The following is a 25,635-nucleotide window of genomic DNA, read 5'->3' as shown; positions in this document are numbered from 1 at the left end:
CTTTATCGCACACGCACCACATTCATAGCGAAAGGAGAGAATGGATAACTTAAATATTATCAATTTGTGTCTTGACAAAGGGGTGCATTACAATAAAGGTATGAAAACGTTCTACAATTATTTACTATTCAGACAGAAATCCTATGTATATTACAAATTTAATAGATTAATTATTCCCTTTAAAACTCTTAAAGCAGTATTAATAGGGATATTCATTTTGTTGTTTATTGGTAGCATTTTTCTTTTCTATCAATTGAACACAAATATATTAAGTGATACATCAAAAACCTACTTAGTACTTGTATTAGTATTTACTTTTTTGTCATCTGGAATAAATACAGCATTGGTTAGTTCTAATAAAAAACAAAAAGTAAATAATGATTTAAATTTTTTACTAACTAAACCATTATCTCCAAAGCTAATATTGTTGTTAAAGTACTTTGAAAGAATTATACTCATTGAATTGTTCATAGCTATAACAGTTACAATTGGAATTGGAATGTATTTATATTCTATAGGAATTCGATCACTAATTAGTATTATTCTTTCTGTTAATCTAATTATAGGAATTCTTCTCTTGAAACTGATATTTTTTTACTATTCCTTTATAAAACAGACATTTGTAAATTTTATAATATTTTGTTTATCACTCATTAAAAATCTTTTTACTGTATTACTATTCTTACACTTTATTTTCGTTGAAAGTAATGCACTAAATAATATATCAATATCATCTACAGTCCAGAAATATCTATTATTGGTCCCAATTCAGAAAGTTACTTTAATTTTTGAGAACCAAGTATTCTTATATGTAATCTCACTTATTATTTTATTTATAACTCTTATAATTATATATAGCAGTGAGTACATTAAAAGAGATATTTTTTTAGATAATGTAAAGAAAAAAAAGAAATTTACTTATAAAACTAATCATTTTACAAACAAAAACAAAAAGATTAACATTATGAAAATAATCTGGCTATATATGATGAGGCAAAAAAAACAGGAGATCGCTATAACTTATATACCTCTTATTAGTACTATTGTTAGCATCACGATTATCACAATTATATTAATGTTTCAAATACCCGAAACAATATATGAATACTCATTGATTTTTTATTTGATTTTAACAGGTTATATCGTAAAGATGGTAATTGACACATATTGTTTTTTAGTATGTGTTGATTTTTATGGTGAAAGATTCTTCTTATTCAAATTGTCGGGAATAAAATATTCAGAGGTAATATTTAGTCAAATTTTTTTAACGAGCATATTTAATATAATTTTAATAATTTTCATAATACCGTTCTTTTTATTAATAGTCCCTATTGATTTCATCTATTTTATTTTTATACTAATCATCATTATCGGGCAAGTTATACTATTTAACTTAATTTACTACTTGAGTAGTGTTACTTATCCAAAATTTAAAAGACAACAAGTTACATTACTACCGTCTACAAAGGCTAAAATTTCAGCAAATATATTAACATTCATAAGTCTAGGGCTGGAAGTAGTATTATATCTATTGATAAAGAATATATACTTTTTCTTCACTATTACAATATTAATTAACCTAATCTATTCCCTATTAGTTTATAAATTAATCAAACTTAAATTACCTTACATTCGATTAAATGTTTTTAGAGTTGACGAAAGAGAGAGTGAGCAAGTTGTTAAAAGTTAGAGATATTAGCTTTTCAATTGATGGAAATCTGATTTTACATGATATTAATCTAACTGTAGATAGATATCAAATTGTAGGTTTAGTAGGTAAGAATGGTGCAGGGAAAACTACATTATTTAATATTATATGTGGACTAATAAATTTTTCTGAAGGTGAAGTTACTTTTAATGATAGAACTCCAAATGATGTAAAATATTTTAACGAATTATTTTTTATACCAGATACTATGTTAGTTCATGAATATTTAAAAGGAATAGAGTATATCGAATTTGTTTCATCTCTTTATTCTAAAGAAATCTCAAATGAAGAAATTCAATCAATGCTTAATTACTTTGATTTAAAAGATAATGCGGATATGTTAATTAGAGACTACTCTAAAGGGATGAAAATGAAAATTGCCATAATAGTAGCTTTATTATTAAAACCTAAATTAATTATTCTTGACGAACCATTTAATGGACTAGATCCTACTAGCTGTATTAAATTAATGGATGCTTTAAAATACTATTCCGAGAAATATGGTAGTGTTCTATTTTCTTCTCATACCTTAGACTTTGTAGAACAAATAAGCGATAAAATATATTTTCTAACAGATAAAACTTTAAGAGAAGTAACAGATAAAAACTTAATGGAGTTATTTAAAAATGAATAAAAGAATCCGAAACTATCTAACTAACATTTGGATATTTAAATGGCTGTTTTTAGTGTCGGCTTTTATTTTTAATTTTGGATTAATTGTAGGTTATATATTTACTGATTATTCAGTTACAGAAATTGAACGTATAAGTAATGATAGACCAAAAGAGTTCTATGATTATTTTTTTAATAATTTAATGATTAGCTATTTAAATGTTATTGGAATGATAAGTTTTGGGCTATCAAGTATTTATGTATTATTCATTAATGGAGTTGTTTTGGGCGGAGCTATAAAAGTTTCTATGAATTATTTAGGTGATTTTTGGAAGACTTTACTCTTAGTATTGCCACACGGAATTACTGAGTATTTAGCAATTATAATTTCGGGTGGATTAGGTTTTCTATTTCTAAGAAACGCAATTTTAATGTTTCGTCAAAAAAAGAAAAAGTTTATTAATATGCAGGAAATAAAAGGAGTACTTGTTGGGCTTATTTTAATTTTTATTTTACTTGGAGTTTCAGCTCTAATAGAGTTTTACATTACTCCAGATATTACAGATTTTTTAGTTTATAAAAAAATATGGAGATAGGAAGGATTTTTAAGAATATTTCACTAGCAAAAGAAAGATGTTTTGAGTTGAACGAAAACACAATCATAACGGAGGGTTTATCAATGGCTCAATTCCATTCTATCACAGTTAAACGTCGTTTTAAACATCTGACATCCTTTGACCACGGAAAGATCGCTGCGCTGCGTGCAGAGGGAAAGTCCATGCAAGCCATTGCTGATGCAGTAGGCTGCCATAAAAGCACGATCTCCCGGGAATTGAAGCGAGGCACGGTTGCCCAAATGAAAACAGATGGTAAAAAGTTTGAAGCTTATTTTCCAGATACAGGCCAGTAATCTACGAGAAAAATAGGAAATCCTTTGGTGCCAAGTATAAATTAGATAACGCTATGGAATTCATCCAGTTTGTCGAGGCAAAGATCCTTCAAGAAGGATGGTCACCCGATGGCGTCTCTGGTTATGCTAAACGCCATGGACTATTTGAAGGAAACAGCGTTTGCACCAAAACCCTTGACAACTATATTGATATGAACCTTCTGGGCGTTAAAAATATTGACTTGCCCATGAAAGTCCGGCTAAACACCAAGAAGCAGCGTTCCCGTCAAAACCAAAAGGTTCTAGGCAAGAGTATTGAAGAACGTCCCCGGCTGAAGTGGCTGATCGCCAGGAATTCGGTCACTGGGAGATCGATACAGTCATTGGCCAAAATTCAAATGATCAAGCCCTATTGACTCTTACGGAGCGCAAAACACGCCATGAGATCATCATAAGAGTCAATGCCAAAGACGCTCCATCCATCCGTGGGGCCGTTTACGATTTGAAGAAGAAGTATGGTGAGCAGTTCACAAAGATATTCAAAACCATTACGGATGACAATGGCTCTGAATTCGCCGACCTTAGTAAAATCGTTGAAAAAGATGAGACTAAAAATCTATTTCACCCACCCCATACCTCCTGTGAAAGGGGTGCGAATGAGCGCTACAATGGACTAATACGCCGTTTCATTCCAAAAGGGAAAGCCATTTCCGCTGTCTCCGATCAAACCATTTCCTATGCAGAAACATGGTGTAATCAACTTCCACGGTGGATTCTAGGATATAAAACACCTCAAGAATGCTTGGAGGAGGAGTTGGCTCTGTTGGCCTCTTGATATTTAAACAGGGGGATCCGATAGGAAAGTGGTTAGCAACTTGACATGGAGCCTCTGCGGGCATGATTCCTTAGCCGAGAAGCCAGATGTCACAACATCGGCATCGCCTAACAAGGCTATCATGCCCGCCACTCCAAGTGATGTTGCCCGAAGTTCCCCATTTTATTTAATCATAGGTTTTCTGGCTTTTTATTAAGTGTTGCATTTAATATTGCAATTTACGGAAATTTTGTTTTGAAAAATTTTTTTATAAAAAGTGTTGACATCGATATTGATAATCATTATCATTATAAATGTAAGACGAAGTAGTTCACAGACGTCTTGAAGTGAAACATCGCGGCTAAACCCCCGCTCCCCCTTTGTTACACATTCGGACGAGAAACCCGGCTTTGGAGGCCGGGTTTCTTCTTTCTCTAAAAAAAATGATAATTGACAAGGAGAATGGGTGGTATTATATTATATTTGTATAAGAAAATGATAATCATTATCAATTTGGAATAAATTGGAGGTTTTCCATGATCCGCCTATACACAGATCATTTACAAATTTCCTATGGCAATCGACTGATTGTGAAAGATATGAAAATTGAAATTCCTGATAAAAAAATTACAACGATAATCGGTTCCAACGGCTGTGGAAAATCCACTTTGTTGAAAGCGATAACTCGGATTATCCCGCACCAATCCGGTCGAATTATTCTTGATGGCGAGAGTATTTTAAAGCAGGATACGAAAGAACTGGCGAAAAAAATGGCCATACTTCCTCAATCACCAGAAAGTCCAGCCGGCCTTACCGTTGGAGAGCTTGTATCTTACGGCCGCTACCCATATCAAAAAGGCTTCGGCAGATTAACAAAAAAAGATCTTGAGGTCATAAACTGGGCTTTAGAAGTTACGAAAACGGCCGATTTTAAACACCAGCCAGTCAATGCGCTGTCAGGCGGTCAAAGACAGCGTGTCTGGATAGCGATGGCGCTCGCTCAAGAAACGGACATCATCTTTTTGGATGAACCGACCACTTATTTAGATATGGCGCATCAGCTTGAAGTACTAGAGCTTCTACAGCAGTTAAACAAAGAGCAGGGGCGGACAATCGTCATGGTGCTTCATGATATCAATCAAGCAGCTCGTTTTGCCGATTATATTATAGCGTTGAAAGACGGACAAATTATCAAAGCCGGGACGAGTGACGAAGTAATCGACTGCAACGTGCTGAAAGAAGTATTTCAAATTGATGCTGTAATAGGACGGGATCCTCGAACAGATAAACCAATATGCATCACGTACAATCTAATAAAAGGAGAAGAAAAACATGAAAAAACGTCTTATTCCAATTCTGTTCTTGTTGGTTCTCATAGTTAGCGCTTGTGGTAATAAAAAGGAAGACAGCGCTGAAAAGAAAGAAGAAAAACCTGAAACGATTACATATCAATCGGAAAACGGTCCTGTTGAAGTCCCGGCTAATCCTAAAAGAGTCGTTGTTCTCTCGTCATTTGCCGGAGATGTGATGTCTTTAGGAGTAAATCTCGTTGGTGTTGATTCATGGTCAAAAATGAATCCGCGCTGGAAAGACAAATTGAAAGATGTTGCAGAAGTATCTGATGAAGATTTAGAAAAAATCATTGAACTAAATCCGGATTTAATCATCGGATTATCGACGATTAAAAATGTAGATAAACTGAAAAAGATAGCGCCTACTGTTACGTTTACTTATGGAAAAGTCGATTATTTAACACAGCATATAGAAATTGGCAAGCTTTTAAATAAGGAAAAAGAAGCAAGAGAGTGGGTCGAGGATTTCAAAAAAAGAGCTGAAGAAACAGGAGAAGAAATTCGCGCGAAAATTGGAGAAGATGCAACTGTTTCAGTCATTGAAAGTTTTGATAAGCAATTATATGTGTTTGGGAACAACTGGGGAAGAGGAACAGAAATTTTATACCAAGCCATGAAGCTAAAAATGCCTAAAAAAGTGGAAGAGAAAGCTTTAAAACAAGGTTATTATGCTTTATCGACTGAAGTGCTTCCAGAATTTGCAGGGGATTATTTAATCGTCAGTAAGTATTCGGATGCTGATAACTCTTTCCAAGAAACAGATACTTATAAAAACATACCGGCTGTCAAAAACAATCGCGTGTTTGAAGTAAATGCTAATGAATTTTATTTCAATGATCGACTGACATTGGAATATCAGCTTGAATTCTTTCGAGAAAAATTTCTTGGAAAAAAATAAGTAATAAGAAGAAGCGAAATTCAGCAGGCATGAATTTCTCTTCTTTCCATCTATAAAATAGAAAAATAGAAGAGATGAGATGTATGCTAAAAAACGATTCCGCTTCATTTTTCTTTAAATTCATATTCGCAGTCATTTTGCTGATTGGTTCGTTTTTTTTAGCGATGGTGTTTGGAGCGGCAGACACAAGTGTAAAAGATGTTTGGCTGGCGCTAACGACAAATGAGGCTGGTAAGACGATTGATATGATTCGGGAAATTCGTCTTCCGCGCGAAGTCGGCGCTATTTTTGTCGGCGCTTCTTTATCAGTAGCTGGAGCAATCATGCAAGGATTGACTCGCAATCCATTAGCAGATCCAGGATTATTAGGGCTGACAGCCGGAGCAAATGCTGCACTCGCTTTGACAATTGCCCTTTTTCCGAACGCAAATTACTTTAGTATGACCATTGCGTGCTTTATTGGAGCAGCAGCTGGCGCCTTTTTAGTTTTTGGAATCGGTGCGGTAAAAAAAGGAAGGATTTCTCCTTTTCAAATCGTTTTAGCTGGGGCTGCTGTGTCTGCTTTTCTTTTTGCCGTCGCGGAAGGAATCAGCTTATATTTTAATATTTACAAAAATGTTTCGATGTGGACAGCTGGAGGACTTGTCGGTGCAACATGGAAACAGCTCAAGATCCTCATACCGATTGCTCTCGTTGGGATCACCATTTCTCTTTTTTTCTCAAGGCAGCTGACCATTGTAAGTTTAAATGAAGAAGTGGCAGTCGGGTTAGGTCAAAAAACGGCACAAATAAAAATGGTGCTGTTTATCATCATTATATTGCTTACTGGTGCATCTGTCGCCCTTGTTGGGAATATGGCATTTATCGGTTTAATGGTTCCGCATATCGTCCGTTCGGTCGTAGGGGCCGATTATCGTTATATTCTCCCAATGTCTGCGATATTCGGCGCCTGCTTTTTATTAATCGCTGATACGCTTGCCAGAACGATTAATGCTCCTTACGAAACACCAGTGGCGGCCATTGTTTCCTTTTTAGGTTTGCCTTTCTTCCTGTTCATTGTGCAAAAAAGGGGGAAAGCTATCACATGATCATACATCCGGCAATTGTAAAAAAGCAGCGGCTGATCATACTTGTTCTGATTCTTTTAATTGCTGCAACGGCCATCATCGGAATGGGATTAGGCACCTCCTCCGTCTCGATGAATCGCTTGCTTCCAACTATTCTCGGCCACGGGACGTTTAAAGAGGAGTTCGTTTTATTTTCCGTCCGCTTGCCGCGGATCATTGTGACCTTATTGGCAGGAATGGCTTTGGCGGTTTCCGGGGCGATCTTTCAAGATATTTCTAGAAACGATTTGGCTGAGCCGGGGATCATTGGGATTAATGCCGGAGCAGGAGTAGCTATTGCAGTGTTCTTTTTATTTTTTCCAATTGATGTCGGCTCATTTGTGTATTTACTGCCAGTCGCAGCTTTTATCGGCGCTCTTTTAACGGCAGGGGCTATTTACGTTTTTTCTTATGATCGAAATGCCGGTTTAAACCCCGTTCGATTAGTCCTTATCGGTGTCGGCTTCGCCATGGCTTTATCAGGAACCATGATCGTCATTATTTCTTCTGCAGAACGGCAAAAAGTTGATTTTATCGCCAAATGGCTGGCAGGGAACGTTTGGGGGGCAGATTGGCCGTTTATTTTGGCAATTTTACCTTGGATTGTCATTTTGATTTCGTTTATTGCTTCCAGAGCTCAACAATTAAATTTATTAAGTTTAAACGATCCTACTGCTGTCGGGGTTGGCTTGAAGATTGAGAGGGAGCGAATTACGCTTCTATTGGCTGCTGTCGGGCTTGCCGCAGCTGCGGTTTCTGTAACGGGAGGTGTAGCGTTTATCGGTCTTTTGGCACCCCATTTAGCACGGTCACTGATTGGTCCCCGCAATCAACTTTATCTTCCGATTGCGATTTTGTTGGGAGGGTGGCTTCTACTACTAGCCGATACAATCGGGCGAAACATCGCACTTCCGGACGGCATCCCAGCGGGCATTATGACAGCTTTAATCGGGGCGCCCTACTTTATCTATATTTTATTGAAAAAATCATCATAATCGAGGCACATTTCGTTTAGAAAAGAATGAGGAAAGGAATAAAATAGCTGATAGTAATTTAGAAATCTTCCATTACTCCTATGTGTCGGCTGGCTGTTCATCCTTTTTTAGCTAGACGGCATCTATTTGCTTACATGATACTCGTAATACATCTGGCTGGAAGTAAGACAAATTGATGCCTTATTTAATAAAAATTGGGCGGCAGGAGGGCTGAGATCTCCCTCCGCCGTTCCTGCCTTTGTCAGTGTGAAAAAGTTTGCCTCATAGACTCTCTTTAAATGCTCATTTTTTAGCAGAATTCAAGAAGTTTGGCAGTTGATCGCACATTTTACTGAAGGTAATGACAGCTTCTTTTTCTTCTTCGTTTTATGTGCAGCCTTTCATAAAGAGTATTTTTGTCTACAAGAGCTTCAACCGTGATGATTTAAAATTGAACATTTTTCCCACCTAATGACGCATTGATTAGCATCTTTCAACTCTTTGTCCTAATTCGAGCTGTCTGACGTACAGAATGAACGGAAATACAGCTCTACATGATCTTTTGCTCTAGCTCAACTATTTTTGAGAAAGTTTGGCTGGCTTCATTGTTCGCTTCCGCCTCAAAGATGCTCTTAAGTTCATGCGATTTATTGAGCAATGGGTCCATGTTTCCCATTTCATTTCAATCAAATCTTTTCATATAACAGAGAGAGCATACGGTTTCAAAGGGGAGAAGTCCTCGCATCAGTTCCAACACTTTATTGGCGAAGAAACGTATCTATCATTTAGAATCAGTGTAAATAAACACAATTGCCGGAGCCAGAGGAACTGAATGCAGCGGTTCGAACGGTGATGTCATTTAATCGACTTGGTTAATTAAACAAAAAACAATCTGCACATGCTCCAGCTTCGGGCTTCTGATTCGATTTCCAGCTTCTTGTAATTGAAAGCTGCGAAAAAAGGAATATTATTTTTCATGATGTAAGCAAATTTCGACATAATTTTAAAGCTGCTCATTATATGTTATGGTTAGGATGTTTTTTAAAATGAAGGCACTGGAGGATGAATAACGATGCGAGCTGTTCAACCGGTATTGTCTCTAGAAGAAAAGCAATTGCTTGTCGCAATTTTGTTTCGCAACCATTTTGCGATTGAATTGGTTGTGAGCGAAATCAATGATATTGAATGCGGAAAAAAAGAGTTTGATTTATGTACATACAAAAAATTAGTGGAGCTTTATGACAAAATCCGTTCGCATACGTAACCTGTATCCTTGTGAGGACCAGTTTTTGAGTATGAGAGGCATCTCAACGATGCTCTTTGCAAGAGCATCGCTTTTCGCAGAAATGTAAGTTTATCACGTGATAAAACGCTTACATAATGATATCATAAAATAGGAAGTTTCTTTTTGGTAAATGGAACACATTTTCCAGATCATATGTTATGATTAAAATGAAATGTCAAAGTGAGAGGAAGAAACGAATGACAAAAGTTTTTTCTGAAGAATTTACAAATATTTCGATTAAAGATTTGATGATACCTGCAGATAAAGTGGCTCATGTCCAAATGGGAAATAACTTAGAGCATGCATTATTAGTGTTGACGAAAACAGGCTATACAGCTGTTCCGGTTTTGGATGCTCAATATCGCTTGCACGGGCTGATTACGACGAATTTGATCATGGATTCAATTTTAGGATTGGAACGAATCGAATTTGAGCGTTTGCAAAATATGAAAGTAGAAGAAGTAATGAACAAAGATGTTTCCAGATTGAATGTATCGGATGATTGGATGAAGGCGCTGAAGCTCGTTATTAATCATACGTTTGTATGTATAACGAATGAGGACGGTGTTTTAGAGGGGATTTTTACAAGAAGGGTCATCTTAAAAAAGCTCCATAAACAACTAATGATATTAAATTCCAGGTTTCCCAAATAAAAACGCCCTTGCCGGCGTTTTTATTTCATATTGGCTCAATAGTTTCGAATCCATCCAACCTTCAAATAATGAAAATATAGATATTGTTTTTTTGGGAAAGCAATTGAACGAATGCGAATGCTATGGCAAAATGAATTCATGCTTACAAACGATTGAAAGTGATTTTCAAATGAGGTGATCGTGATGAAAGAGGCGCTTATTGAAAAAGATAGGGGAAAACTAGACCATAAAGAAACAAAGCGTCCGTTCGTTTTAGCTGCCGTCATGCTGGCGATGTTTATGGCTGCAGTTGAGGCAACGATCGTTTCCACAGCAATGCCTGCCATTGTCGCAGAAATTGGCGGTTTTTCAAAATATAGCTGGATTTTTTCTTCCTATTTATTAATGAATTCCGTAACGATTTTAATATATGGTAAATTGGCGGATTTGTTTGGAAGAAAACCGATTTTTGCTTTTGGCATCATTATTTTTTTAATTGGCTCTGTGCTTTGCGGTCTCGCCGATTCGATGGAAACTTTAATTATATACCGATTTATACAAGGGATTGGAGCCGGAGCTGTGATGCCAGTCGCCACAACAATTGTCGGCGATATTTATACAGTAGAAGAAAGAGCCAAAATACAAGGATATTTGTCCAGTGTATGGGGAATTTCTGCAATAATCGGTCCCGTTTTAGGTGGCTTGTTCGTTGAGTACATAAGCTGGAAGTTTGTATTTTGGGTGAATGTTCCTTTAGGCATTTTATCAATGGCAGGAATCGGTCTGTTTTTGAATGAACGCATTGATAAGAAAAAGTCGAGCATTGATTATGCAGGCGCCATGTTCATGCTTATTGCGATCAGCTTGTTGATGATCGTCCTTGTCGAAGGAGGAGTCCGCTGGTCTTGGACTTCCTGGGAGGTTGCGGCGTTATTAGCTGTTGCATGCTGCTTCTTTATATTGTTTATTTTTCAGGAAAATCGGGCCGATGATCCGATGATGCCGCTTTCGCTTTGGAAAAATCGCTCCATTTTGCTTGCGAATGTAACGTCCTTGACGACCGGGATGATGCTTATGGGCATTTCCACCTTTTTGCCGACATTTGTGCAAGGTGTTATGGGAAAATCGGCAATGGTGGCTGGATTCACGCTGACAACGATGTCAATCGGATGGCCGATTGCCTCAACAGTAGCGGGGAGGATTTATTTAAAAGCCGGCTTTCGTGCCACATCAATTTTAGGAGGCATTTTTTTATTGGCCGGCAGTCTTGTCTTTGTTATGCTTTCAGCAGATGACGGACCTGTTCACGCTATGATCGGCTCTTTTTTACTCGGCGTCGGAATGGGGCTGACATCGACCTCGTTCATCGTATCCATTCAATCGGCAGTTGATTGGAAAGAACGCGGAATTGCCACCGCCACCAATATGTTTATGCGAAATCTCGGCAACACCGTCGGCGCCGCTTTGCTCGGCGGGATTTTAAACAGCAAGCTGCAAACATATTTGGAGGAGCATAGTGCTGGAAAAAACTTAAACATTGATTCGGCCAACAACCTTTTGAATCCAGAATCAGATCTTTCCGGTCCTATAAAAGAGGTTCTTGAGTCTGGTTTGAGCATTGCTCTTCACCATGTTTATTTCGTCGTCTTTTTATTAGCAATTTTGAGCGTTCTTTTTATTTTCTTTCTTCCTAAGAGAGAATTAAAATGAATGTTTTTTGCTAAACTTGTTATGACGGAAAAGCAAAAATATTTTATAATGTTTTTGAACTATTGAATCCACTAAGGAAAGGGTTTAGCGATGCAAATTTCGGAATTGCAAATCCTTGTGACTTTGTCTGAAGAAAAAAATATGAGAAAAGCGGCTGACCGACTTTTTGTTTCCCAGCCTGCTTTGTCGCAGCGTCTTCAGTCGATCGAAAAAGCATGGGGATTTAAAATTTTTTTGCGCTCACAAAAGGGATTGACTCTTACACCGGCAGGAGAAAAAGTTGTCCAGTTTGCAAAAGAAATGATTGAAAAGGAAGAGAAGGTAAGAGAGGAAATCTCTGTTTTGGAAGGAGAAGTGTACGGGACGTTAAAGCTTGCAGTGGCATCTATAATCGGCCAGCACTGGCTTCCAAAAGTTTTGAAAAAATATGTACAAAAATACCCTCAGGCGGAAATTTCACTTATAACCGGGTGGTCAAGCGAAATATTAAAATGTTTATATGAAGATGATATTCATATCGGAATCATACGCGGAAACCCTGATTGGAAAGGTTTTAAACAGCATTTGCTGGAAGATACTTTGTATTTAGTTGACACAGAAATTCAAAGCATCGATGATTTAGTACACACAGAGCGGCCTTTTATACAATTTAAAAGTGATTCTACATACTATCAAGAAATACAAGAATGGTGGCACAGGCAATTTAAAAACCCGCCAAAAAGGACAATTGTCGTTGATCAGATCGAGACGTGCAAGCAAATGGCGTATCATGGTATCGGCTTTGCGATTTTGCCTTCTGTCAGCATTGATGAAAAGGATGGTTCGATCTTTCGACTGCCGCTCATTGATCATGAAGGAAAGCCGATTAAAAGGGATACTTGGTTGATCGGGCATGAATCATCGTTAAAGCTTAAACAAGTGCAGGCGTTTATGGAAATCGTCCATCAATTTATTAATGAATGATAAATTTGCTTGTCAATTGATTCTTTTCTTTGATACAGTAATGGGGGTACAGAAAAACAGAGAGGAGTATTACGATGAAAATGATGGATGCAAACGAAATTATTTCATTTATACAAAACAGTAAAAAAACGACTCCTGTAAAAGTTTATGTAAAAGGTCAATTAGAAGGAATCAACTTTGGAGAACAGTCCAAAACATTTATTACTGGAAACACAGGCATCATCTTTGGAGAATGGTCTGAAATTGAACAAGCACTAGCAGAAAACAAAGATAAAATTGAAGACTATGTTGTTGAAAATGACCGCCGGAACTCAGCGATCCCGCTTCTTGATTTAAAAGGCGTAAAAGCGAGAATTGAACCAGGTGCAATCATCCGTGATCAAGTGGAAATCGGCGATAATGCGGTCATCATGATGGGGGCAGTGATCAATATCGGCGCCGTCATTGGTGAAGGAACGATGATTGACATGAATGCAACATTGGGCGGCCGTGCAACGGTTGGTAAAAACTGTCATATTGGTGCCGGAGCGGTTTTAGCTGGTGTAATTGAGCCGCCTTCTGCAAAACCTGTCGTAATCGAAGATGATGTTTTGATCGGAGCAAACGCCGTCATTTTAGAAGGTGTAAGAGTAGGAAAAGGCGCGGTTGTTGCAGCTGGTGCTGTTGTAGTGGAAGATGTTGAACCGTACACAGTTGTTGCAGGTGTTCCTGCGAAAAAAATTAAAGATATTGACGAAAAAACGAAAGCGAAAATTGAAATTAAGCAAGAATTGCGGCAGCTCTAAATTCGAAGCGTGGACAGCGTCCACGCTTATCCTTTAGGAGGGGACTCATATGAATAAGGATGCGCTTATTGCCATTCGCCGTGATTTGCATAAAATACCTGAACTCGGATTTCAAGAACATAAAACACAAAAATATTTATTAGATTATATTCATTCGCTGCCGAACGAAAGGCTTGAAGTGAAAACATGGAGAACAGGTATTTTCGTGAAGGTCCATGGAACAAATCCTCGAAAAATGATAGCCTACCGGACAGATATTGACGGATTGCCGATTGAAGAAAAAACGGGGCTTTCATTTCAATCAGAACATCCAGGCTTGATGCATGCTTGCGGTCACGACTTTCATATGACGATCGCTTTGGGGGTTTTAACTCATTTCGCCTATCATCCGATTCAAGATGATCTGCTATTCATCTTTCAGCCGGCAGAAGAAGGGCCTGGCGGTGCAGAGCCGATGCTAAACAGCGAGATTATGCAACAATGGATGCCGGATATGATCACTGCGCTTCATATTGCTCCGGAGCTTCCGGTTGGAACTATCGGAATGAAGCCTGGACTACTTTTTGCCAATACGTCCGAGTTGTTTATCGATTTAACCGGGAAGGGAGGCCATGCCGCTTTTCCGCACACGACACATGATATGGTCGTCGCTGCTTGCGCCCTTGTCACCCAGCTGCAATCCATCGTTAGCCGCAATATAGATCCTTTGGATAGTGCTGTAATTACCATTGGAAAAATTGCAAGCGGCACGATACAAAATATAATTGCGGATCACGCCAGATTGGAAGGAACGATTCGCACATTTTCTGTCGAATCGATGGAAAAAGTGAAAAAGCGGATTGAAGACATGGTCAAAGGTATAGAAATCGGCTACCAATGCAAAGCAGAAATTGACTGGGGTTCGATGTATTATCAAGTGTGGAATGATGAAGCGTTATCAAAAGAATTTATGGAGTTTGTCCAGAATGAAACAGAAATTCAACTCCACGTATGCAAAGAAGCGATGACTGGGGAAGATTTCGGCTATATGCTGGCGAAAATTCCGGGATTTATGTTTTGGCTTGGAGTTGATTCTCCTTACGGCCTTCATCATGCGAAGCTTTCACCAAATGAACAAGCAATCTTTAAAGCGGTCGATCTTATTTGTCAATATTTTGAATGGAAAGGTAATAAATAGAAGATTCATAGCCTCCTGCATAAAGCAAGAGCAAAAAAATTAGCAATACGTTCTATACAAACACGAAGTCATAATTAAAAAGGAAAGGGGATGAGATATCATCCTCTTTCCTTTTGCTGCTCGTTCTTATGAATCATCACTTGATGAGGGAACGGAATTTCGATGCCGTTTTCATCAAGCACTTCTTTCAGCCGTTTCCGGAGCTTTCTTTCAACAGCCCACTGCTCCATGTTTTTCGTTTTGGCGATGATGCGGATGATCACATCAGACGTGCCGAAATTTTGCACGCCTAAAACGTCCGGACCTTCCACAACCTCTTCAGTTTCTTTTGCAAATTGGTCGCAAGCTTCTTGAAGAATGGACATGACCCGATTTAAGTCTTCATTATACGATATGCTGATATCAACGAGGGCTTGCATATTTCCTCTAGAATGATTGGAAAGGCCGACAATCTGCCTGTTTGGAACATAATGCAATGTGCCGTCAAAGCCTCGGATTTGCGTCGTTCGTAAACCGACAGCTTCCACAATGCCTGAATAATTGCCTGTAGTGACATAATCTCCAACATCAAGTTGTTTTTCTAGGAGAAGGAAAAATCCTGTCACAACATCGCTGACGAGCCCTTGAGCTCCAAAGCCGATCGCAAGACCAACAACCCCAGCCCCGGCTAAAAGCGCTGTGACATTGTAGCCAAACACTTGAAAAACGGTAACAATAAAAATGAAAAACAGGGCATAATGAAAGAAATTCAAAACTAATGTTTGCAGCGTTTTAGCCCGCGTGGTGGAAATTTCCTTCCGATTCTCAAGCCCCTCAAACATTTTGTGAATAATTTTATTGCCGATTGATTTGACGATAATATATGCAATGTAAATTCCAATAAGCTTGGCCAAAACTTCTCCTGATTTTAAAGCCAGATCAGCCCAATCAATAGATTCAAAAAAGTTCAAAACCATTTCCCCTTTCTTTTCAAGCCAATCATTTGGTTATTTGACGGGATCGTGTTAAACTGAATGTACAGTTGAAAGTTTAGCATAGAAAAAGGAATTTTCAATGATTGTTACATTTTTTTAATGATAGCGGCGAAAATTGGAAATAGTATTATTGTTCTCTTCACCGCAATGAAAATGTAAAACAAATTATTTAAATTAATTATTACTTAAAATTGACTAAAATTTTGTTGTTATATATAATAGTAATCGGAGGAAGGACATTGAGAAAATACTCAATTCATTCTCATTTGTTTTTGAAGGAAACGATCAAAAAGTTTCCTTTAAAATAAAATTTTAAAATGGAGGGTTACATAATGGCAGAGCGTTTGGTTGGTAAACAAGCTCCACGTTTTGAAATGGATGCCGTTTTGCCAAACAAAGAGTTTGGTAAAGTAAGCTTGGAAGAAATCATGAAACAAGGAAAATGGACAGTTCTTTTCTTTTATCCAATGGACTTCACTTTCGTTTGTCCAACTGAAATCACAGCTATTTCTGACCGTTATGAAGAATTTGAAGATCTTGATGCAGAAGTGATTGGTGTATCAACTGACACAATTCACACACACTTAGCTTGGATTAAAACTCCTCGCGAAGAGAACGGTTTAGGCGATATTAAATATCCGCTTGCAGCAGATACAAATCATCAAGTATCAAGAGACTACGGCGTTTTAATCGAAGAAGAAGGAGTTGCTCTTCGCGGATTGTTCATCATCAATCCAGAAGGCGAACTTCAATATCAAACAGTATTCCATAACAACATTGGCCGCGATGTTGATGAAACATTGCGTGTACTTCAAGCGCTTCAAACTGGCGGACTTTGCCCAGCAAACTGGAAGCCTGGTCAAGAAACGCTTAAAGTATAATGAAGCTTTTCATTCAAAGGGCCTAGCAGTACGTTAGGCCTTTTTTCAAACGATTATTTTTTTGATATTCATTCTTCAAGGAGGAAACGGAAATGAAATTACGTGAGCCAATGCCTGAATTAGTCGGAGCAACAACTTGGCTGAATGGCGAAGTATCGAAAGAGCAATTAATCGGTGAAAAACCAACATTAATCCATTTTTGGTCAATCAGCTGCCATTTGTGTAAAGAAGCAATGCCGAAAGTAAATGAGTTCCGCGATCAATATAAAGATAAACTGAACGTAGTAGCTGTTCATATGCCTCGCTCCGAAAAGGATTTAGATATTGATGATATTAAAAAAGTAGCGGAAGAACACGGGATTACGCAACCGATCTTTGTTGACAACGAACATAAATTAACCGATGCTTTTGAAAATCAATATGTACCTGCATATTATGTTTTTGACAAAAACGGCATTCTTCGCCACTTCCAAGCAGGAGGAAGCGGAATGAAAATGCTGGAAAAACGTGTTAATCGGGTGTTAGCGGAAACAGAAAACGCTGAATGATTCAACCATCTGCAAAACATTGCAGGTGGTTTTTCATTTTAGAAAAATACCTTTCCGGCTTTGAAAGGACTTGTTTTTATTGCTTCGAAGCTTTCAAAAGATAAGCATCTCCATTTACCATTCATCTGACATCCTTTTTCCAGCTCTCAATCCTAAAGAAATGATTCACATTCCAAATCACAACATGCTATAATAAATGATGCTAGTTTGAACAAAAAGGAGCATAGGTGGATGGCAAAACAATCACAAACTTTTTCCATTATGAATCTATTAAAGGTGCTTTTGGCTGTCATCGTTATCCTTTTCCTATTTTATTTGCTTGCATTTAACGACGTCGTCGTGCGTTTTATATCTCTGCTATTAAATGGATGTTTAGTTGTTCTCGCCTTCCTTGTCTATCGGAAAATAGACTATATGATAAAGATGAAAGAAGAACGAAAAGAGCCTATTCAAACCGAAAAGCTGCCTGATGAAACAGAAATGGCGCGAAAAGAACAGCAATTAAATAAACTGGAGCTTGATAAAACGCAATTGTTGGAGGAGCTATTAACAAAAGCCGGTATCGAAGAGGAAGAAAAACAAAAGTACCGAGCCAAAATTAGAGAAAAAGAGGATGAAGCTTCAAAGCTTCAACAAGAGCTAGCATTCATGAAAGGCCGGATTGCCAACTTGATTTTAAAAAGAGATCCTGAGATCGAGCGGATTGTCCTGCTGCTTGATGCGGATTTTATATTAAATCATTCGTTAGTGGAAATTAATCAAAGGTTTCAGGAAATTAGCGGCAGTTTTTCCGAACAATCCATCGAGCATTTGAAAAAGGCTAATTATATTGATCAACATTTGCAATTTACTCGAATTGGTTATCGTGAATTATTAAAGACAGCAAAAAGGATCAATTAACCGTTAGCTTGTATTTTTCTATATTTTATGATTTAATGAAATTAAATGAAAATTTCATAATATTAACATACCACTAGGGGAGCCGAAAGGCTGAGAAAGGCGTGTGCCTTGACCCTTTGAACCTGATCTAGATCATACTAGCGTAGGGAAGTGGTGCAGTAATATCGAAACCTGTCTATGGGTTTTGTATATACTTGCCCGTTCCCTTATATTGGGAACGGGCTTTTTGCATTACAAGGCTGGTTGGCAAACCATTTTTCAAAACAAAATGTTAAGAAAGGGGAGACAACGTGTTACAAACGCTATTTCAGCAAATTGATGAAAGGGAAGAAGAACTTCTGAATCTTCTAAAAACACTCGTATCGTTTGAAACGCCGAGCCCTCCGGCAAGAAATGCAAAAGAGGCTCAAAAGTATGTCGCCTCATATTTGGAAGACATCGGCTTTTCCATTGATCAATGGGATTTATATGAACAAGATCCAGTCGTAGTAGGAACGAAAAAAGGAAAAGATCCAGAAAATTACCACAGTTTAATTATTAACGGGCATATTGATGTCGCTTCAATCGAAGAGGGAGAAGAATGGCTAACGCCTCCTTTTGAGGCAACGGTTAAAGGGGATTACATATATGGACGCGGTGTAGCGGATATGAAAGGGGGAATGGCTGCCAGTCTGTTTGCATTAAAGCTGCTGCAAGAAAAGGCATTGAGCCGGGAGGGGATATCATTTTTCAGTCCGTCGTCGGTGAAGAAGTAGGCGAAGCAGGAACAAAATCGTGCTGCGACCGGGGATATCGAGCTGATTTTGCCATCGTTGTCGATTCAAGCAACTGTGAAATACAAGGGCAGGGCGGGGTGATCACGGGCTGGATTACGATTGAAAGCCCCGAGACATTTCACGATGGCACGAGAAGACAAATGATTCATGCCGGCGGGAAGCTTTTTGGGGCAAGCGCGATTGAAAAAATGATGAAAATTATTGAAGGACTGCGAGAGCTTGAACAGCATTGGGCAGTGATGAAAACGAGCAAAGGCTTTCCGCCTGGTTCTGCCACAATTAATCCAGCAGTGATTGAAGGTGGAAGGCACGCCGCTTTTGTGGCCGATAAATGTTCCCTTTGGATTACCGTTCACTATTACCCGGAAGAGCATTATGTAGAGGTGATCCGGGAAATTGAAGAACATATCCATCATGTTGCAATGGCTGATCCATGGCTTCGGAAATATCCTCCGAAATTTAAATGGGGCGGCACATCGATGATTGAAGATCGAGGAGAAATTTTCCCAGCTTTTTCATATGACGAACATTCACTCGGAGTGAAAACATTACAAAAAGCACATAAACTGGCATTTAATGAGGAAGCAAAGCTGACGATGTCCCCTACTGTGACAGACGGCGGCTGGCTGAGTGAAGCGGGAATTCCCGTCGTTTTATATGGACCGGGCACGCTTGAAGATGCACATTCGGTGAATGAAAAGCTGTCCATCCCCCAATTAAAAACATTTACAAAATCGCTGATCGCGTTTTTATTTGATTGGTATCAGAAAAAACGATGACAATTACAAAAGCTGCGAAAGGGGTAATTCAAATGTTTACAGACCGATTGTATAAAACTGCAAAACCGATTTGGGAAGCGAGTTACCATCATCCGTTTGTTCAAGGAATCGGCAATGGGACGCTGGATATCGACAAATTTCGCTTTTTTATGGAGCAGGATTATCTTTATTTAATCGAATACTGCCGCCTGTTTGCCCTTGGAAGCTTAAAGGCTCACAATCTTCAAACAATGACAGTTTTTGCTGATCTTCTACATTCGACGTTAAAAGTGGAAATGGATTTGCATCGTCAATACGCTGAAAGAATAGGAATAGAGAAGGAAAAATTAGAACAAGTTCAGCCTGCTGCTACAACCGTTGCATATACGAGCTATATGTTAAATGTGTCGCAGCGAGGATCATTGGCAGAACTGGTTGCCGCAGTCCTTCCATGTACATGGAGCTATTATGAAATCGGCACACGCTTACATGAGATTCCTGGTGCCAGTGAACATGAGTTTTACGGCGAGTGGGTAAAAATGTACGCATCAACAGAATTCGGTGAATTGGCAAAATGGCTGAAAGATTTAATGAATGAGCTTGCAGAAGGAAAACGGGAAGAAGAATTGAAATGGCTGGAAGATATTTTTGTCACAACGAGCAAATACGAATATATGTTTTGGGAAATGTCTGAACGAAAAGAAATGTGGCCAATCGAAATCAATTCTTAATATAGGAGAGAATGAACATGAAATTTTCTGAAAAAATTCGAACAAAAGCAGATCCGATATGGCAGGCCAGCTTCGATCATCCATTTGTAAAAGGTATTGCCGATGGGAGTTTGCCGCTTGAATGTTTTCGTTATTACGTTTTGCAAGATTCGTATTATTTAAGCCATTTTGCAAAAGTGCAATCGTATGGAGCGGCAAAAGCAAACGATTTATATACGACATCGCGAATGGCTCAGCATGCACAAGGAACATTTGAAGCGGAATTATCTCTTCATGAAACATTTGCCAAACAGCTGGGAATCACAGAGGAGGAGAAGGCGAATTTTAAGCCGGCCCCAACGGCGTACGCCTATACTTCCCATTTATATCGAGCGGCGATCAACGGTCACTTAGGCGATATTATTGCTGCAATACTTCCGTGCTATTGGCTATATTACGAAATTGGCGAAAAATTAAAAGATGCGAAGCCAAAAGAACCGATTTATCAACAATGGATTGCGGCTTATGGGGGCGATTGGTTTAAGCAGCTTGTCGAAGAACAAATTGACAGGCTGGATGAAATCGCACAACAAACGATAGAAGCCGATCTAAAAAGAATGGAAGAGCATTTTATCATCAGCAGTCAATATGAATTAGCGTTTTGGGAAATGGCTTACCGTTTAGAAAAATGGGAAGTGGAACCAAAAATCAGTCAATAAAGGAGTTTGATCATAATGAAAGGATTAAAACTGACAGACATTCTAGTAACAATTGTTATTTCGATCGTTTTTGGAATTGTTTATAAACTATGGGGACCGCTTTACTATGCGGTCAAGCCGATCGGGCTGCATGTCGACCAGCTCATATACGGTATGTGGTTTATTGCTGCGACGGTCGCCTTTCTTATTATTCGCAAGCCTGGAGTAGCGCTGATAGCGGAAACAGCAGCGGCATCTGCAGAATTTATAACCGGCTCTGAATTCGGCATAGAGGTTCTTCTTTACGGAATCGTCCAAGGACTATTTGCAGAGATCATTTTTGCGATTTTTCGATATAAAAAGTTTAATATCGGTGTTGTCATGCTGGCTGCAGCCGCTTCAGCAGCTGGTTCGTTAATTATGGATCTTTATAAAGGCTATATAGATGACTTAGTATTTTGGAACTTGCTATTATTCATTGGAGCTCGATTGATTGGCTCAATCATTATTGCTGGCGCGTTTGCCTATTATCTAGTGAAATCTTTGGAAGCAACAGGAGTGACTAATTTAGTAAGACCTGCGTCGCATGAAGATTATGACGCACTGAACTAGAGGTGGCAAACATGGATCTAGTATGCGAAGTGAAAAATTTACGATTAAAATATCCTGGAGAGGAATCCTTGCTTTTTAAGGATGTATCCTCTTCTTTCTGTAAGGGAGAAAAAGTCTTGCTTCTTGGTCCTTCCGGCTGTGGGAAATCGACGTTTTTGCAAGTGCTAAGCGGTTTAATTCCAAAATCTATTGAAGTTCCGATGAAAGCAGAAAAAATCTTGACTCCGTCATCTTGGGGATATGTGTTTCAAGATCCTGACACGCAATTTTGCATGCCGTATGTAGATGAAGAAATGGCTTTTGTTTTGGAAAATTTGCAAGTGAAAAGAGAACAAATGCATGAAAAAATGCGAGTTTACCTGAAAATGGTCGGCCTTCATTTTGATGATCTTCATATCAGCATTCAATCATTATCAGGCGGCATGAAGCAACGGCTGGCGATCGCCACTGTTTTAGCATTGCATCCAGACGTGTTATTTTTGGACGAGCCGACTGCAATGCTGGATCCGGAAGGGACAAAAGCGGTATGGGACACGATGAAACAAGCAGCTCAAGATAAAACAGTTATCATCGTTGAACATAAAATTGATCATGTTCTTGACTTTGTCGACCGCATACTTTTATTTAATCAAAAAGGACAAATCGTCGCAGACGGTCCGAAAGAACAAATTTTTTCTCGGTATCGGAAAGAAATTCGCGAAGACGGCATTTGGTATCCCGGTGTATGGGAGGATTATCTTCGTGATAAGCAGGGGTATTACAAAAAGACCCCTTTAAAAGAACAGGTCGTGATTGAGCTTGAGCAATTTAAAGGATATCGAAAGAAGGAAGTCAAAATCGATGTACCATATGGAAAGGTTCATGCAGGTGAATGGATTGCGATAGTGGGGAAAAACGGCGCCGGAAAGAGCACTTTGTTACATTCATTGATGCAGTTTATACAAACGACCGGCACTTATTTGCTGTTAGAAAAAGAAGCAAAGAAAATAAAAAAGCTTTCCAACATGCTGTCGTTCGTTTTTCAAAATCCGGAATTTCAATTTGTCACCAATTCAGTTTACGATGAAATTGCTTATTCGTTGAGGATTGAACGGATGAAAGAAGAAGAGATACGAACAAAAGTAGAAGAAATGCTCGAATTATTTCATTTACAGAAGCACCGGCATCAACACCCGTATCAGCTTTCAATGGGACAAAAAAGAAGATTGAGTGTTGCCGCTTCAATTGTCAAAAAACAGCCGATCATGCTTTTAGATGAACCGACTTTTGGGCAAGACTCATCCAATACATTTCAGCTTCTGGAGCTTTTAGAACATTATCGCAAACAAGGGTCTACCATTTTGATGGTGACACATGATGAGCAAATAGCAAAACATATGGCGACAAGAATTTGGCGGATCGAAGGCGGGAAGCTCGTAGAGGATGAAATTCATTCTTGTGAGGATGAGCAGATGTATGTTCAGATATAGGGGGATCTACAATGGATTTTGACATAAAAGAAACATGGCTGCATAAAATCAACCCGAGCTTAAAGCTATTGTTTCTTATCGTTTTATTTATTAGTGTTCTGTTTATTCACAACATTAATTTTTTAATCAACTACACAGTTGCCGCCTTTCTTTTATTTGCTTTTTTTACCGGTCATCCGATGAAGCGCATACTTTTATTGCTGATTCCATTCGTGCTTATTTTTGTGTCGACTGCTACCTCCATGATCTTTTTTGGAAAAGGTGAGACAACATGGTGGAAATGGGGGCTGATCCATATTACAGAAGAAAGCTTTTATCGCGGTCTTCATTTAGGATTTCGTGCCCTTATCTTCGCTCTGCTTGGGTTAATGTTTTCGTTAACGACAAGACCGGTTTTTTTATTTTATTCGTTAATGCAGCAATTAAAGTTGAAGCCTAAATATGCTTACAGCTTTATGGCAGGCATTCGTTTAATCCCTATTATGATCGAAGAGTTTCAAACAATACGGCAAGCGATGATTGTAAGAGGTGTTGAACAAAGAAAAGGCTTAGCGAATTTTTTTCATAAATTGAAAGCATACTCGATTCCGCTGCTATCGCAAAGCATTCGCAGAGCGCACAGAATTGCTGTAGCGATGGAGGCGAAAAGATTTTCGAATGACACAAAAAGAACGTTTTACTACGAAATCGGGTTTTCCAAATACGATCTTTGCTTTGTCCTTTATTTTATAATCGCTATTTTGTTAAGCTACTATGCAGCTAAGATGCTTCCGTTTTTCCCGGTTACAGATGTAAGGTATATTGAATAAATGGCAGCCGGCTGCAAAATGCTTTTTCATAATCGCTGCATGGTAGATTTAAATGATTGAATAGTCCCGAAAGCATCCAAGTAAAGTGATTGTCCCAACTTACGAAACGATGGACAGTGTCAAACAATTTTTTCTGAAAAGGAACAAGAAGTAAACCATTTTGAAGTAAAAAGTGAATGAGTTTGTTTGATTAAAAAGAGCCTCTAGGGGAAACACCTAGAGGTATTTTTTTGAAAAATCATGTTAACATTTTTTCCGTATTTGTTGTATGAAGGAAAGAGAATCGGTATTTTTGTTATATAAAATTACATAAAGTGTTAAAAAAGGGGGACAATAATGAAAAAAATTTTTTTATTTCTAACGATTTTCTCTGTAATTTTCGCAAGTGGATGTGCCATGTCTTCTGCTTTAGAGGAAAAGGAATCAAGCGATGGACAGAATAGCGAACAAAATGAAACGGATGTTGTGAAAGTCGGTATTCTCCATTCATTAAGCGGCACGATGGCGATCAGTGAAGTTTCTTTAAAGGACGCAGAATTAATGGCGATTGAAGAAATTAACAACTCAGGCGGGCTTTTAGGGAAGAAAATTGAACCGGTTATTGAAGACGGCGCATCTGACTGGCCGACTTTTGCTGAGAAAGCAAAGAAATTACTGCAACAGGATAAGGTAGCGACGATTTTTGGCGGCTGGACTTCCGCAAGCAGAAAGGCCATGCTGCCGGTAGTCGAACAAAATAAAGGCTTGCTTTGGTACCCCGTTCAATATGAAGGAATGGAATCTTCTCCGAACATTTTTTATACGGGGGCGACCACCAATCAACAAATTGTGCCTGCTGTCAGCTGGCTGTTAAACAATAAAGGGAAGAAGTTTTTTTTAATTGGCTCGGATTATGTGTTTCCGCGCACGGCAAACAGTATTATTAAAGCACAATTAAAAGCTGAAGGCGGAGAGGTAGTTGTCGAAGAATATACACCTTTAGGACATACTGATTACAGCACGGTCATCAATAAAATGAAAAAAGTGAAACCTGACGTAGTCTTTAATACATTAAATGGAGACAGCAATGTCGCCTTTTTCAAACAATTGAAGGATGCCGGAATCACATCGAAGGATGTTACTGTGATGTCGGTCAGCATTGCTGAAGAAGAAATTCGAGGAATCGGCGGTGAAGTATTAGCCGGCCACTTAGCGGTATGGAATTATTTCCAGACAACGGATACACCAGAAAACAAAGCGTTTGTTGAAAAATATAAAGAAGCTTATGGTGAAGAGCGTGTAACGGATGATCCGATTGAGGCGGCTTACATAGCTGTTCATTTATGGGCAGAAGCAGTAAAAAAAGCGGGATCTTTTGAGGTTGAAAAGGTCAAGGAAGCTGCGAAGGGAATCGAGTACAAAGCTCCGGGCGGCACGGTAAAAATAGAAGGGGAGAATCAGCATCTGTGGAAAACAGTAAGAATCGGCGAAATTCAACAGGACGGCCAATTTAAAGAAATTTGGAATTCTGGTGAGCCGGTGAAGCCGGATCCGTATTTAAAAAGCTATTCTTGGGCGAAAAAATTATCTAAAAATGATGAATAATCTAAATTGAT

At 38.5% G+C, this 25,635-nt stretch carries 22 protein-coding genes, 2 pseudogenes and 1 riboswitch; of the genes and pseudogenes, 23 read left to right on the top strand and 1 reads right to left on the bottom strand.

Annotated elements, in window-relative coordinates; all coding sequences use genetic code 11:
• Window positions 1–1,676: 1,676 nt before the first annotated feature.
• From FB379_RS15590 to FB379_RS15530, 13 genes and pseudogenes are all read left to right on the top strand, one after another.
• Window positions 1,677–2,342 (top strand): ATP-binding cassette domain-containing protein, encoded by a 666-nt coding sequence (locus FB379_RS15590; protein WP_144598350.1) that lies wholly within the window; start codon window positions 1,677–1,679, stop codon window positions 2,340–2,342.
• Window positions 2,335–2,916 carry a stage II sporulation protein M gene (locus FB379_RS15585; RefSeq protein ID WP_144598349.1) on the top strand — a complete coding sequence of 194 codons (582 nt, stop codon included), beginning with the start codon at window positions 2,335–2,337 and terminating at the stop codon, window positions 2,914–2,916. Before FB379_RS15590 ends, FB379_RS15585 begins: the two co-directional genes overlap by 8 nt.
• 83 nt (window positions 2,917–2,999) lie before the next feature.
• A pseudogene (locus FB379_RS15580) lies at window positions 3,000–4,044 on the top strand (IS30 family transposase).
• Window positions 4,045–4,559: 515 nt separating this feature from the next.
• Entirely contained in the window at window positions 4,560–5,405 is an 846-nt protein-coding gene (locus tag FB379_RS15575) for an ABC transporter ATP-binding protein (RefSeq protein ID WP_144598348.1), read from the top strand.
• Window positions 5,356–6,273 (top strand): iron-hydroxamate ABC transporter substrate-binding protein, encoded by a 918-nt coding sequence (locus tag FB379_RS15570; RefSeq protein ID WP_144598347.1) that lies wholly within the window; start codon window positions 5,356–5,358, stop codon window positions 6,271–6,273. Before FB379_RS15575 ends, FB379_RS15570 begins: the two co-directional genes overlap by 50 nt.
• A gap of 83 nt (window positions 6,274–6,356) precedes the next feature.
• Complete coding sequence (locus tag FB379_RS15565) at window positions 6,357–7,361, top strand: FecCD family ABC transporter permease (RefSeq protein ID WP_144598346.1); 1,005 nt, start codon at window positions 6,357–6,359, stop codon at window positions 7,359–7,361.
• Window positions 7,358–8,374, top strand: coding sequence for a FecCD family ABC transporter permease (locus FB379_RS15560; protein ID WP_422386934.1), 1,017 nt, complete (start codon window positions 7,358–7,360; stop codon window positions 8,372–8,374). The genes FB379_RS15565 and FB379_RS15560 overlap by 4 nt, the downstream gene beginning before the upstream one ends.
• A 1,051-nt stretch (window positions 8,375–9,425) precedes the next feature.
• Window positions 9,426–9,617 carry an antirepressor AbbA gene (abbA, locus tag FB379_RS15555; RefSeq protein ID WP_066247994.1) on the top strand — a complete coding sequence of 64 codons (192 nt, stop codon included), beginning with the start codon at window positions 9,426–9,428 and terminating at the stop codon, window positions 9,615–9,617.
• Window positions 9,618–9,835: 218 nt separating this feature from the next.
• Window positions 9,836–10,291, top strand: a complete 456-nt coding sequence (gene cbpB / locus FB379_RS15550; RefSeq protein ID WP_063386842.1) for a cyclic-di-AMP-binding protein CbpB — start codon at window positions 9,836–9,838, stop codon at window positions 10,289–10,291.
• 183 nt (window positions 10,292–10,474) lie between these two features.
• The gene (locus tag FB379_RS15545) at window positions 10,475–11,980 is read left to right on the top strand and encodes an MDR family MFS transporter (RefSeq protein ID WP_094245559.1); all 1,506 of its coding nucleotides are present in this window, start codon (window positions 10,475–10,477) and stop codon (window positions 11,978–11,980) included.
• Window positions 11,981–12,070: 90 nt separating this feature from the next.
• Entirely contained in the window at window positions 12,071–12,943 is an 873-nt protein-coding gene (locus tag FB379_RS15540) for a LysR family transcriptional regulator (RefSeq protein WP_063386844.1), read from the top strand.
• A 74-nt stretch (window positions 12,944–13,017) separates the two neighbouring features.
• A complete protein-coding gene (dapD, locus tag FB379_RS15535) occupies window positions 13,018–13,728 on the top strand; it encodes a 2,3,4,5-tetrahydropyridine-2,6-dicarboxylate N-acetyltransferase (RefSeq protein WP_063386845.1) in 711 nt (236 codons plus the stop codon).
• 49 nt (window positions 13,729–13,777) lie between these two features.
• Window positions 13,778–14,905 carry an N-acetyldiaminopimelate deacetylase gene (locus tag FB379_RS15530; RefSeq protein WP_144598345.1) on the top strand — a complete coding sequence of 376 codons (1,128 nt, stop codon included), beginning with the start codon at window positions 13,778–13,780 and terminating at the stop codon, window positions 14,903–14,905.
• Window positions 14,906–15,003: 98 nt separating this feature from the next.
• Here the strand turns inward: FB379_RS15530 and FB379_RS15525 are convergent, their stop codons facing one another.
• Window positions 15,004–15,861: a mechanosensitive ion channel family protein gene (locus FB379_RS15525; RefSeq protein ID WP_066248002.1), complete on the bottom strand. Its 858-nt coding sequence runs from the start codon at window positions 15,859–15,861 to the stop codon at window positions 15,004–15,006.
• Between the two features lie 350 nt (window positions 15,862–16,211).
• On the opposite strand from FB379_RS15525, the gene FB379_RS15520 reads away from it, so the two are divergent.
• The 10 genes and pseudogenes from FB379_RS15520 (at window position 16,212) to urtA (ending at window position 25,624) form a co-directional block, all read left to right on the top strand.
• Complete coding sequence (locus FB379_RS15520) at window positions 16,212–16,760, top strand: peroxiredoxin (protein ID WP_063386848.1); 549 nt, start codon at window positions 16,212–16,214, stop codon at window positions 16,758–16,760.
• A 92-nt stretch (window positions 16,761–16,852) separates the two neighbouring features.
• Window positions 16,853–17,308 (top strand): TlpA family protein disulfide reductase, encoded by a 456-nt coding sequence (locus FB379_RS15515; RefSeq protein ID WP_144598344.1) that lies wholly within the window; start codon window positions 16,853–16,855, stop codon window positions 17,306–17,308.
• A 231-nt stretch (window positions 17,309–17,539) separates the two neighbouring features.
• A complete protein-coding gene (locus tag FB379_RS15510) occupies window positions 17,540–18,208 on the top strand; it encodes a hypothetical protein (protein WP_063386850.1) in 669 nt (222 codons plus the stop codon).
• Window positions 18,209–18,273: 65 nt separating this feature from the next.
• Window positions 18,274–18,374: riboswitch (TPP riboswitch) on the top strand.
• Window positions 18,375–18,498: 124 nt separating this feature from the next.
• Window positions 18,499–19,763 (top strand): annotated as a pseudogene (locus FB379_RS15505) (acetylornithine deacetylase).
• Window positions 19,764–19,795: 32 nt separating this feature from the next.
• Complete coding sequence (gene tenA / locus FB379_RS15500) at window positions 19,796–20,473, top strand: thiaminase II (RefSeq protein WP_063386916.1); 678 nt, start codon at window positions 19,796–19,798, stop codon at window positions 20,471–20,473.
• A gap of 17 nt (window positions 20,474–20,490) precedes the next feature.
• A complete protein-coding gene (gene tenA / locus FB379_RS15495; protein ID WP_144598343.1) occupies window positions 20,491–21,171 on the top strand; it encodes a thiaminase II in 681 nt (226 codons plus the stop codon).
• 15 nt (window positions 21,172–21,186) lie between these two features.
• Window positions 21,187–21,762 carry an ECF transporter S component gene (locus FB379_RS15490; protein WP_063386853.1) on the top strand — a complete coding sequence of 192 codons (576 nt, stop codon included), beginning with the start codon at window positions 21,187–21,189 and terminating at the stop codon, window positions 21,760–21,762.
• A gap of 11 nt (window positions 21,763–21,773) precedes the next feature.
• On the top strand, window positions 21,774–23,231 hold the full coding sequence (locus FB379_RS15485) for an ABC transporter ATP-binding protein (protein WP_144598342.1): 1,458 nt from the start codon (window positions 21,774–21,776) through the stop codon (window positions 23,229–23,231).
• 11 nt (window positions 23,232–23,242) lie between these two features.
• Window positions 23,243–24,040: an energy-coupling factor transporter transmembrane component T family protein gene (locus FB379_RS15480; RefSeq protein ID WP_094245563.1), complete on the top strand. Its 798-nt coding sequence runs from the start codon at window positions 23,243–23,245 to the stop codon at window positions 24,038–24,040.
• A 336-nt stretch (window positions 24,041–24,376) separates the two neighbouring features.
• Entirely contained in the window at window positions 24,377–25,624 is a 1,248-nt protein-coding gene (gene urtA / locus FB379_RS15475) for an urea ABC transporter substrate-binding protein (RefSeq protein ID WP_144598341.1), read from the top strand.
• Window positions 25,625–25,635: the final 11 nt, after the last annotated feature.

The organism is Aeribacillus composti (assembly GCF_007827555.1).
Taxonomy (GTDB): domain Bacteria; phylum Bacillota; class Bacilli; order Bacillales; family Aeribacillaceae; genus Aeribacillus; species Aeribacillus composti.
This window is presented reverse-complemented; position numbering and strand designations above follow the sequence as displayed.